The following is an 11819-nucleotide window of genomic DNA, read 5'->3' as shown; positions in this document are numbered from 1 at the left end:
GCTAAGCCATCCAGACTGCCTGCGCGGAAAGATTCTGGATTGCTTCGCTGCGCTCGCAATGACGAGCGGAGGGATCTGTTTGCAAAACAAGAAGGAAACCACCCCATGCACGACAACGACAACCTCACCATCGAACGCCCGACCTTCGTCACCCATCTCGAATGCGCGATGGAGGGGGATCATTACGCCGCCGACCAGGTCCATAACCTCTCCAAGGCCGGCAAGCCTTTGCTGGTGCGCTACGACCTTGCCGGCGTGAAGAAAGCGCTGACCAAGGATGCGCTTAGCCAGCGCCCCGCCGACATGTGGCGCTATCGCGAGCTCTTGCCGGTGCGAAAATGCAAGGACATCGTCTCGCTCGGCGAGGTCACGACGCCGCTGATCCGGCTGCCCAAGCTCGGCGCAAAGCTCGGCGGCGGCGAGATCATCGTCAAGGACGAGGGGCGCTTGCCGACCGGCTCGTTCAAGGCGCGCGGCCTCGTCATGGCGGTGTCGATGGGCAAGGCGCTCGGCATCAAGCACATGGCGATGCCCACCAACGGCAATGCCGGCGCGGCGCTCGCGGCATATGCCACCTCCTGCGGCATCAAGACCACGATCTTCTGTCCGGCCGATACGCCCGAGGTGAACGTCAGCGAGATCGAGCTTCAGGGCGCGACCGTCTACCGCGTCAACGGCTATATCGACGATTGCGGCAAGATCGTCGGCGAGGGCAAGGCGAAAGTCGGCTGGTTCGACACCTCCACCTTGAAGGAGCCGTACCGCATCGAGGGCAAGAAGACGATGGGGCTCGAACTCGCCGAGCAGCTCGGCTGGGACGTGCCCGACGTGATCTTCTATCCCACCGGCGGCGGCACCGGCCTGATCGGCATGTGGAAGGCCTTCGACGAGCTGGAGAAGATCGGCTTCATTGGCTCGAAGCGCCCGCGCATGGTTGCGGTGCAGGCCTCCGGCTGCGCGCCCATGGTGCGTGCGTACGAAGCCGGCACCGAGCATGCCACGCGGTGGGAGGACGCCCACACCATCGCTTCGGGCATTCGCGTGCCGCAGGCGATCGGCGACTTCCTGATCCTGCGCGCGGTGCGCGAGAGCAAGGGTTTTGCCATCGCCGTCGACGACGACAAGATCTCGTCGGCGCTGAACGAGGTCGCGCGCGAGGAGGGGCTGCTGCTGTGCCCCGAAGGCGCTGCGACCTACGCCGCCTACAAGGACAGCCTCGCCGACGGACGCGTCTCGAAGGGTGACCGCGTGATGCTGTTCAATTGCGCCACCGGCCTGAAATACCCGCTGCCGCCGGTCAACCGCACGCTCGATCGCCACAAGCCGATCGACTATTCGCAGTTCTAGCGCGGCATTTCGTCTCTTCACGAACGATCCCTCTTCCCGTACGCGGGAAGAGACAAAAACAACAATGACATCGTTGGGAGAAGACAATGAAGGCCGCCTGGGCTGCGCTGATTGCTATTCTCGCTGTTGCAGGCGCCGCGCGCGCCGACGACTATCCTTCACGTCCCATCACCATCATCGTCCCCTTCGCGGCGGGCGGGCCGTCGGATGCGATGGCGCGTGTGCTCGCCGAGCGGATGCGGACATCGCTTGGGCAACCGCTGGTGATCGAGAACGTCACTGGCGCGGGCGGTTCGATCGGCGTCGGCCGTGCCGTGCATTCGGCCCCCGACGGCTACACGATCTCATTCGGCCATCTCGGCACCCACGTTGCCAACGGCGCCGTCTACAAGCTCAACTACGACTTGGTCGCGGACCTGGAGCCGGTGGTGCTGCTGCCGAGCAATCCGATGATCGTCGTCAGCAAGAACGCGGTGCCCGCAACCTCGCTGAAGGAGCTGCTGGACTGGCTGAAGTCGCGGCCGTCGCCGCCGACCGCCGGCACCGCGGGCGCGGGCTCGGGCAGCCACATCGCCGGCGTCTATTTCGAGAGCGTCTCCGGCATCAAGCTGCAATACGTGCCGTATCGCGGCACCGCGCCCGCCCTGAACGATCTGATCGCCGGCCAGATCGACGTCATCGTCGACCAGACCTCGAACTCCATCAATCAGGTCCGCGCCGGCACCATTCGCGCCTACGCCATCACCGACGACAAGCGCCTGTCCTCGGCGCCCGACATCCCGACGGCGGAGGAGGCGGGCCTCAAGGGTTTCAACATGACGCTGTGGTCCGGGATGTGGGTGCCCAAGGGTACGCCGAAGCAGATCGTTGCCAAGCTCAACGCCGCAGCTGTGGAAGCGCTCAACGATCCCGGTGTGAAGAAGCAGCTCGAAAGCCAGGGGCTGGAGATGACGCCGCAGGATCAGCTCACGCCCGAAGCGCTTGGCTCGCGCCAGAAGGCGGAGATCGCGAAGTGGTGGCCGATGATCAAGGCGGCGAACATCAAGGTGGATTGAGGCGGCGCGGCGCTTGTGCGCCACACCCTCCGACCTCATCCTGAGGAGGCCGCAAAGCGGCCGTCTCGAAGGATGGCCGCGGGCGCAGCTGCGCCCTTCATCCTTCGAGACGCCTGCTTCGCAGGCTCCTCAGGATGAGGGGATAGAGCCGGTGTTGGCGGATATCACTCCGTCCCCGTAAACCCCACCGGCGTCGCTACGGCCGCCGCATCCTTCGTCACCACGCGCTGATCGCTCTTGCCGGCGATCATGCCGCTGCCCTCGAACCGGGCCCGGTAGACCAGCACGTTTTCGATCACGCGCTGGACGTAGTTGCGCGTCTCCGACAGCGGGATGCGCTCGACCCAGTCGACCGGATCGACCTTGGGATCCCTGGGGTCGCCGCGCGCCTGCACCCATTCGCGCACGCGGCCCCGGCCGGCATTGTAGCCGGCGAAGGTCATGATCTGGTTGCCGCGGTATTCCGACATCAGCGCGCTGAGCTCGGCCGCGCCCATCTGCGTGTTGTAGACGGGATCGGAGACCATCTTATCCCAGTCGTAGGTCAGGCCGAAGCGCTTTGCGGTGTCGCGGCCCGCTTCCGGCGTCACCTGCATCAGCCCGACTGCGTTGGCGGCCGATTTGTCGCGCTGGTCGAACGAGCTTTCGGTGCGTGCCACCGAATAGATCACGCTGGGTTCGATCGCGGGCGCGACCTGCTTATGTTCAGGGATGCCGATGGTCGGGAAGGCGTAGTGATCGAGCGCGAGCCCGCGCGCCAGGGCCGACTTGCCGACCTCCAGCATCACGCGCGCATCGTTGCGCCGGCCGGCGAGCTCGCCGAGCGCTTCGAGTGCCGCCACGTCGGTGCTCTCCTTGGCGAAATCCTCGGCGTAGTAAAACACCATGTCGCGCTCACCGACGCCGTAGAGCATGTCGGCGGCGCGCACGCGCTCGTCCGCGGGCGGCGCGTCGACTGCCGCCAGCACGAGCGCGGGCGCGCGCAGCTCGATGCGGTCGAGGCCGAGCCTGGCGCGGGCGAGCTGGCCGTAATAGGCGGTCGGATAGCGCGCCGCTGCCTGATAGCTCAGGCGCGCATCGGCGCTTGCGTTCATCGCCTCGGCCGCGCGGCCGCGCCAATAATGCGCGCGCGACAGCGCGATCGGGTTGGCGGAGCCTTCGTCAATCGCGGCGAAGTGTGTCATCGCCGCCTTGGGATCGTCGAGATAGCGCAGCGCGATCCAGCCGCACATGAAGTGATAGTCGACGCGATAGACTTCCATCGCGGGCACGGCCGCCGAGCGCACTACGTCATAGGCGGTTTTGAACTTGCCCTGGTCGAGCAGTTTTCGCGCGAGCAGGCGGCGCTCGCGCCACCAGGCGTCGGTGTCTTGCGCCGCCATCGTATCGGGCGCGGCGGCCAGGATCACCTCGGCCGCGTCGTCGATGCGGTCATTCTGGAGATGCCATTGCGCGCGGCACAGCACATAGCCGAGGTCACGGCGCGCCTCGGCTGAGACGTCATCGAGGTAATCCTTGGCCTTGCTGGCCTTGCCGGTGACCGCGGCGCAGGCCTTGACGATCGCGAGCGCATCCTCGCCGAGCCGCTTGGCTGCGCGCCGCGCCCCCGCATAGTCCTTGGCGCCGAGGCGCTTGTCCATGCGGGCACGATGATCCTCACTGGTCAGGAGATCGCGAAACGCTTCGTAGGAATCTTCCTCGCTGCGTTCGGACAATTCGTCCATGCGCCAGGCATTGCGCACCAGACGCGCGGCCCTGTCGCTGTCGCCCTCGGTCATCAGCACGCGGGCGAGTGCGAACTTGCCCTTGGCGCTGGTCGGCCGGTCCATCGTGAATTTGTGCACGGTCGCCGCGTCGGCCTTCTCCTGCCACAGCCGCGCCTCGGCACGGCGGCGGAGCAGCGCGCTGCTCGGCCAGTCTGGATTGGCGGCGAGGAAGGCGGCGTAGCGCTTGAAATTCGCCGTGCTTTCGGAATGGCGCAGCATGAACCAGTCGGCGAGCTTCTGCCCCGCCGGGTCGGCAATGCGGTCGCGCGCCGCGCCCGCGTCCTCGGTCTTGCCCTTCCGTGCGAGATCGATGGCATCCTTCAACGCGGCGAGATCGCCGGTCAGCGGCGGGGCTGCCGGCTTGTCTGAAGGGGCGTCGTCCTGCTTCTTCGACTTGCGCTTGGCCTCGGCATGCTTGCCGTGCCGCGCCTTGCCGGCGGAGGCGTGGCGCTGCTTGCCGGCTTTCGCCTCATGCGTCTTCTTCGGCGCGGACGATTTGTGACTGCTCTTCGCTGCCAGCTCTGTAGGGATGAAGGCCAAAGCGGCCACGGCAACGACACACGCGAGCGAGCGTAGGCACTGGTTCATTCCGTGGTCCCCCTGCGAAACCAGTACAAACCAAAGTCCGCGACGAGATGCGGCTTGAGAATCAAAACGGCGTCAAAAATGGTGACACGACGTCGTTTCGCATCCTCAAGCTGTTCCAACAATGCGGCGAAATACGGATGGAGCCAGGGAACCTGTACAACGCCGGGTCGAGCGGGTCTCTTAACCTTTCATTAACGAACAGGGCTCGCGCGACGATTGCGGCGGTTCAGGACGCCACAAGCGGCCAAATTGCGCGTATTCCCGGCGGCAAATCCGATGTATTGGGTTCCAAGGCCTTTTCCCTTCAGCCCATTGTCCCCGCCCATGCCGATTTTCAACCAGTCGATCCGGCGCAAGATCGTCGGGATTGCGCTCGGCCTCATCATCCTGATGGTCGTCACCGCGATCCTGTCGATGGTGATGTCGAGCCGCGTCGGCCATCTCCTGGATGAGCTGACCGCGCGGTATATTCCGGCTTACGGCCACCTGGCGCGGTCCAATGTGCGTTCGCTGGAGCGGGCGCTGGCGATGCGGCGCATGGTGATCGCCAAAATGCAAACGCCGCCGGACGAGGAGGGCTTTGCGGCGCGGCTGAAGATCTTCAGGGAAACGGACGCCCAGGTCGAGCAGGAGGCCGAAGCCGCGCGAAAGCTGATCAACGCGATCATCGACGATGAGAGCACACCGTCGGACAACGCGGCACTCGCCAGGATCGAGACGCGCATCGAGAATGCAGTCAAGGAGCTTCGCCGCGAACTCGACGAGGAGGACGCCAAGCTGCTCCGGCTGCTCGATGCCAAGGACTTTGCGGCCACGCGCGACGTGCTCGTCCATGTGGACGCGCTCCGCGATCTCTTCACCCAGCGGATCGATGCGATCCGGGCCGAGATGCTCTCGCAGGTGTTCGTGAGCACGGCGCAGGTCATCCGCCATCAGCGCCAGGCGATCATCGTCTCGGGCATCGTGACCATCCTCGCGGCGATCGTCGGACTTGCCTTTGCAATCATGGTCTCCACCGGGATCACGCGACCGGTCCGGCTGCTGCTGGCAGGCACCCGCGAGGTCGAGGCAGGCCATTTCGACAAGACCATCACCGTCTCGACCCAGGACGAGATCGGAGAGCTCGCTGCCGCCTTCAACCGCATGGTCGAGCAGTTGCGCCAGAACGAGCGCATCCGCGAGACTTTCGGCCGCTATATCGATCCCAAGGTGGTTCAGGGCTTGATAGACCGGCCGGAGGTCGCCATCGACGGCCAGCGCCGGGTGATGACCATCATGTTCTGCGATATGAGCGGCTTCACCTCGATGAGCGAGGGCATGACCCCGCGCGGTCTCGTCAGGGTGATGAACCACTATTTCACCGTCATGTCCGGTCCGATCAGGAGCAACCGCGGCATCATCGACAAATATATCGGCGATGCCATCATGTCCTATTGGGGGCCGCCCTTCATCGAGGAGGAGGAGCAGGCTCAGCTTGCCTGCTTCGCCGCGCTCGACATGGCCGACCAGGTGCCCGCGCTCCAGAAGCAGCTCCCGGATCTCCTCGGCATCCGCGCCATGCCGGTGCCGTGCGACTTGCGGATCGGCATCGCCACCGGCGAGGTCCTGACCGGCAGCATCGGTTCCGAGCTGATGATGAGCTTCACGGTGATGGGCGACGCCGTGAACCTTGCCTCGCGGCTCGAAGCCGTCAACAAGACCTATGGCACCCGTATCCTAATTTCGCAGGCGACGGCGGATGCGATCGGCTCGCACCTCGAATTGCGCGAAGTCGATCGTCTTGCGGTCGCCGGCCAGAGCGCGGCGCAAGCGATCTTCGAGGTGATGGGCCGGGCAGGCGCGCTCACGGCCGCGCATGAGAGCCTGCGTTCGCACTACGCCGGAGGCCTCGCCTCCTATCGCGCCCGCCGCTTCGACGAGGCCCGTGCCGCCTTCAACGCGGCACTTGAAGCCGTCCCCGGCGACGGCCCCTCGCGCGCAATGCTCGCCCGCATTACGCAATTCGAGGCCAATCCGCCGGACGAGAGCTGGGACGGGGCGTGGCGGTTGGAGCAGAAATAGCCGGCCGCGCGGAAAAATTGATTCTACTCGATAACGATGTTCGCCGTGACCTATTTCCCGGGCTTAGGTTTGGTGTCCTTGAGGCGTTTGACGGGGACACGCCGATGACAGAACTTGAGAACAGGCTCGAACGCTTCGAGACGCTCACCGCCGAATGCGAGCTGATTGCCCGGCTCGCCACCGACAGCACCAAGCGCGAGTTTTATCTGAAGCTTTCGGAGCAGTACCGCCAGCTGGCTGCGGACATGCGTCAGGCAATCGCAAGCAAGGCTGCGGCCTGACGCCAGCAATCCGTTCTTAACACTTGGCGCGCATCCTCAGTGCAGATGCGGGGACGCCTGCGGCGAATTTCCGCTGTGGAAATGCCGGGGGCTCGCTGCGGTGCAGCGCGCCTCGCGAGATTGTTTTGTCGTGCCTCACAGGGCGATCCCATGCGCCTCCTTGCAGTCATCATGTTTGGACTCATGACGGCAGCCTGCAACCAGGAGCAGGACATCACCGGCTCGACCCCGGTCTGCGCGATGCGGAACTACACCTCCTTCAATCCCCGCGACATGGCCCAGTGCGTTGCCGCCTGCAAGGCGTGCGACCACGGCAACACGGTCACCTGCAGCACGTCATGCACGCTCAAGGGCGCCCACTGAGCCGATCAGCCTCCTGGTTTGGGGCCGCGAGGGTGTCTTGACGGTGTCTTGACGGTGTTCTGGCACCGGAACGATTCACATGGGTTAATCATTGAAGGGATGGCAGGACGCGGAGTCCTTTGGAATGGGTATGCTCGATCCCGGTCGGTTCCTGGTGTCATGCTCGCATTGCGCGGCCTGGCCGATGGCGGCCAATGTGAAACGTTCGAGCTGGTCGGCTTCGCCAAATGAGGTCCGCTTCGTGTGCCCGCGCTGCCGCCGCGAGGAGACTGCGATCATCTCAGCCTCCGGCGAGTTGACGCCGATCCGGCGCGTCGACGTCCCGCCGCGCGACGTCACCGCGGCCTGGGCTCAGGCCCAGCGCGCAAGAGGGCGAGCGTAGCCCCCCGTTTAAGGAACAAGAAGGTGAGGCGCTGAGGTCTAGTCATGGCGATGACGGACACAGCGCCGCAAGGCGACCGCCGTCCAGACCGTCTCGACAAAGTCGAACGGCCAGGCGCCACGAAGCCGTCGCGGTTGCCCGTCGGGCAAACATCTGACCAATTCTCGACACGTCCGTGTCAAGCCGGCGCGTCCAAAATATTCTGCTTTACCGAAATTCGGTTTTGGCGTATGTGTCGCCCATCCCGGCTCATTCTTGAGGGGCGATCTTGTGGTCGTCATGTTCGCGAGCCGGGCTTGCGGTGGACTCGGCAGCGTTCGGGTACGAGAGGCTAAGGGCAGGGCGGATTGCTCTCCGTGAGCCCAAGGCTTCGTTCCGACGAGCAGCGCTGCTAGGCTTCGTCTCGTCATCAGGTCGGCGGCAACGTGCACAACGTCGTCGAAACCGGTGACGAATTGGCGGGCCGTGCGTACGGCAAAACCGTGTGGTCCTGGCCGTCGTTGCTACGGTCAAGTCCCGGCGAATGCGGCACTTGCGTCAACCGGCGCGGTGTCGGTGAATTTCGTTGGGGTGAGGGAGGCCAAAAGGAACTCGGCTCCCGGGAGAGCACGGCATAAGCCGTCCGACCATCGCGCAGGGAAGGCCGAGTGATCGGCACCACCTGTATGCTGCTGTGCGGTTTTCCTGCGTGTGCTTTTCGCGCAGCGGACCGCGGGTGCCAGCCGGCACCCGGCCTTCCCTGCGCCCTCTTGGATTTGAGGGGGGAGTGACCAAGCAAAGCTCGGGCGAAACGCGCCGCGAGAACGCGAAGGCATGTCTGCAATTAAAATGCGAGCTGGAAGAGTGCCGCTGCCGCCTCATGCTCCGTAATTGCGAGCGCAGCGAAGCAATCCAGTCTGCCGCCGCGAAGGGATTCTGGATTGCTTCCGCCTTCGCTAAAGCTTCGCGGACAAGTCGCTGCGCTCGCAATGACGATGTGGAGAGAGTGTGGGCCTCACTCTCCTCCACATACCCCGGACGCTGCGCAGCGCCTTTGCAGCGTGTCTCGGACACGCGGTGGAATGTAAGAGTGCGACTCATCCTGGCTGCGCCTTGGCGTCGGGCGGAAACTGGGCATAGCTGCGAGCCGCTAAATCTCAAGTTGTGGATCGTCCTCCCAGCGGGGGTATCTTGGTACGCTCGGCCGTGTCCTCCAGGCCACGATTGTGCCGTCCATGCAACACCCGCCACCGATTTAACCATCATCTCTGTCCGTTCGCATCGACGCCGCTTTTTGGCCACACCTGAACATGAATAAAATCACTCGAATGTTTTAGCGGCAGCGGTGGTCCTGGAAGGCGACGGGAAATCCCCAAGGTCGATTCAAAAGGTCGATTAAAATCTTGGCTCTGATTTTTCGGGTCTGAAAGGGTTGGCCGGGGAAACTGGTTGGCGATGGACGCGAAGAGCAACATCAAGCAGAGGCTGCCGAGCCGTCACGTGACGGAAGGCCCTGCGCGCGCGCCCCATCGGTCCTACCTCTACGCCATGGGTCTGACCACCGATCAGATCCACCAGCCCTTCGTCGGCGTCGCCTCGTGCTGGAACGAGGCTGCGCCTTGCAACATCTCCCTGATGCGCCAGGCGCAGGCGGTGAAGAAGGGTGTCGCATCCGCCGGCGGCACGCCGCGGGAATTCTGCACCATCACCGTGACCGACGGCATCGCCATGGGCCATGACGGCATGCGCTCCTCGCTGCCGTCGCGCGAATGCATCGCCGATTCCGTCGAGCTGACGATCCGCGGCCACGCCTATGACGCCCTCGTTGGCCTGGCCGGCTGCGACAAGTCGCTGCCGGGCATGATGATGGCGATGGTCCGCCTCAACGTGCCCTCGATCTTTATCTATGGCGGCTCGATCCTGCCCGGCAATTTCCGGGGCCAGCAGGTCACGGTGCAGGACATGTTCGAAGCCGTCGGCAAGCACTCGGTCGGCGCGATGTCGGACGAGGACCTGGACGAGATCGAGCGCGTGGCGTGCCCCTCTGCGGGTGCCTGCGGCGCGCAGTTCACCGCCAACACCATGGCGACCGTCTCGGAGGCGATCGGGCTGGCGCTGCCGTACTCGGCCGGCGCTCCGGCACCCTATGAAATTCGCGATGCCTTCTGCATGACCGCGGGCGAGCAGGTCATGGAGCTGATCGCCCAAAACATCCGGCCGCGCGACATCGTCACCCTCAAGGCGCTGGAGAATGCCGCCGCCGTGGTCGCCGCGTCCGGTGGCTCGACCAATGCTGCACTGCACCTGCCGGCAATCGCGCACGAGTGCGGCATCAAGTTCGATCTGTTCGACGTCGCCGAAATCTTCAAAAAGACACCGTACGTCGCGGATTTGAAGCCGGGCGGCCGTTATGTCGCCAAAGACATGTTTGAAGTAGGTGGCATACCGCTTCTGATGAAGACGCTGCTCGACAACGGATTTCTCCACGGTGACTGCATGACCGTCACCGGTCGAACGATCGCCGAAAACCTCAAAAGCGTGAAGTGGAATCCGCACCAGGACGTGGTGCACCCGGCAGACAAGCCCATCACCGTCACCGGCGGTGTGGTCGGTCTTAGGGGCAATCTGGCGCCAGAAGGTGCGATCGTGAAAGTCGCGGGAATGTCCAACCTCAGGTTCACCGGTCCGGCCAGGTGCTTCGACCGTGAGGAGGATGCTTTCGAGGCCGTGCAGAAGCGCACCTACCGCGAAGGCGAAGTCATCGTGATCCGCTACGAGGGGCCCAAGGGCGGTCCCGGGATGCGGGAAATGCTCCAGACCACCGCGGCGCTGACCGGCCAGGGCATGGGTGGCAAGATCGCGCTTATCACGGACGGCCGCTTCTCCGGCGCCACCCGCGGCTTCTGCATCGGCCATGTCGGGCCGGAAGCCGCCATCGGCGGCCCGATTGGGCTGCTCGAGGACGGCGATATCATCGAGATCGACGCGGTCGCCGGTACCCTTAACGTAAAATTGAGCGACCAGGAGCTTGCCCAACGCAAGACCAAATGGACCGCTCGCGCGACTAACCACACGACGGGCGCGCTCTGGAAATATGCTCAGCAGGTTGGACCAGCGCTCGGTGGGGCAGTGACCCACCCGGGCGGCGCGCACGAGAAACAGTGCTATGCGGACATCTAGGCGTACCATCGTTGCGTTTGTGTTGGGGGCTACTGCGCTGGCCGCGCCGGCGCTCGCCTTTGACGGCGCCCCCGTCAGCCCGAAGGATGCGACCATCCCGGTGGTCACGAGCTTGCCGGGTGCAGCAGGCAAGGTGCGTAATGTGCCGCCAGCGGTCGTGACCCAAGAAACGTCGCTCAGCGCCTTGCAATATGCCGCGGAGGGTGGCCACCCCATCGCGCAGTGGAAGCTCGGCCGCATGTATGCCAATGGCGACGGCGTCGCCCAGGACGATGTGCGTGCGTTCGAGTATTTCACCCGCATCGCCAACGCGCATGCCGAGGACAGCCCGTCGGCGCCGCAGGCGCAGATCGTCGCCAACGCCTTTGTAGCGCTCGGCCGCTATTATCTCAGCGGCATCCCGAATTCGAAGGTCAAGCCGGACCAGGAGCGCGCGCGGGAGATGTTCTCCTATGCCGCGTCCTATTTCGGCAATGCGGATGCGCAATACGATCTCGCCCGCCTGTACCTGAAGACGCCGGACGCTTCGCGCGAGGATTTTCGCTACGGCGCGCGCTGGCTTGGGCTCGCCGCGCAGAAGGGCCAGCACGAGGCCCAGGCGCTGCTCGGCCAGATGCTGTTCAACGGCGACCGCCTGCCGCGGCAGGCTGCGCGCGGCCTGATGTGGCTGACGCTGGCGCGCGACAGCGCAGGCAGCGACGAGACCTGGATCAAGGAAAACTACAACCGCGCCTTCGCAAAGGCCTCCGACGACGATCGCGCCATGTGCCTGCAGATGCTGGAGCAATGGGTGCAGGGCCGCCGGGAGTAAGTGGTT

At 64.5% G+C, this 11819-nt stretch carries 9 protein-coding genes; 8 read left to right on the top strand and 1 reads right to left on the bottom strand.

The genetic code is table 11. From position 1 onward, the window contains the following. Positions 1-105: 105 nt before the first annotated feature. Positions 106-1347, top strand: coding sequence for a threonine synthase (locus tag N551_RS0111450; protein WP_027567101.1), 1242 nt, complete (start codon positions 106-108; stop codon positions 1345-1347). Between the two features lie 86 nt (positions 1348-1433). Beyond that, positions 1434-2402, top strand: coding sequence for a tripartite tricarboxylate transporter substrate binding protein BugD (locus tag N551_RS0111445; RefSeq protein WP_027567100.1), 969 nt, complete (start codon positions 1434-1436; stop codon positions 2400-2402). A 164-nt stretch (positions 2403-2566) separates the two neighbouring features. On the opposite strand, the gene N551_RS0111440 is transcribed toward N551_RS0111445, so the two are convergent. Beyond that, positions 2567-4756, bottom strand: coding sequence for a lytic transglycosylase domain-containing protein (locus N551_RS0111440; protein ID WP_027567099.1), 2190 nt, complete (start codon positions 4754-4756; stop codon positions 2567-2569). 324 nt (positions 4757-5080) lie between these two features. On the opposite strand from N551_RS0111440, the gene N551_RS0111435 reads away from it, so the two are divergent. The 6 genes from N551_RS0111435 (at position 5081) to N551_RS0111410 (ending at position 11813) form a co-directional block, all read left to right on the top strand. Then, positions 5081-6817 (top strand): adenylate/guanylate cyclase domain-containing protein, encoded by a 1737-nt coding sequence (locus N551_RS0111435; protein ID WP_027567098.1) that lies wholly within the window; start codon positions 5081-5083, stop codon positions 6815-6817. Further along, a complete protein-coding gene (locus N551_RS37885; protein WP_155809619.1) occupies positions 6796-7098 on the top strand; it encodes a hypothetical protein in 303 nt (100 codons plus the stop codon). The genes N551_RS0111435 and N551_RS37885 overlap by 22 nt, the downstream gene beginning before the upstream one ends. A gap of 150 nt (positions 7099-7248) precedes the next feature. Then, entirely contained in the window at positions 7249-7461 is a 213-nt protein-coding gene (locus N551_RS0111425) for a hypothetical protein (protein ID WP_027567097.1), read from the top strand. A 124-nt stretch (positions 7462-7585) separates the two neighbouring features. Beyond that, positions 7586-7843 (top strand): hypothetical protein, encoded by a 258-nt coding sequence (locus N551_RS0111420; RefSeq protein WP_007590640.1) that lies wholly within the window; start codon positions 7586-7588, stop codon positions 7841-7843. A gap of 1434 nt (positions 7844-9277) precedes the next feature. Next, a complete protein-coding gene (gene ilvD, locus N551_RS0111415; RefSeq protein WP_027567096.1) occupies positions 9278-11002 on the top strand; it encodes a dihydroxy-acid dehydratase in 1725 nt (574 codons plus the stop codon). Beyond that, entirely contained in the window at positions 10989-11813 is an 825-nt protein-coding gene (locus N551_RS0111410) for a tetratricopeptide repeat protein (protein ID WP_027567095.1), read from the top strand. Before ilvD ends, N551_RS0111410 begins: the two co-directional genes overlap by 14 nt. Positions 11814-11819 lie beyond the last annotated feature (6 nt).

Origin of the sequence: Bradyrhizobium sp. URHA0013 (genome assembly GCF_000518345.1) — a bacterium.
Classification (GTDB): domain Bacteria; phylum Pseudomonadota; class Alphaproteobacteria; order Rhizobiales; family Xanthobacteraceae; genus Bradyrhizobium.
This window is presented reverse-complemented; position numbering and strand designations above follow the sequence as displayed.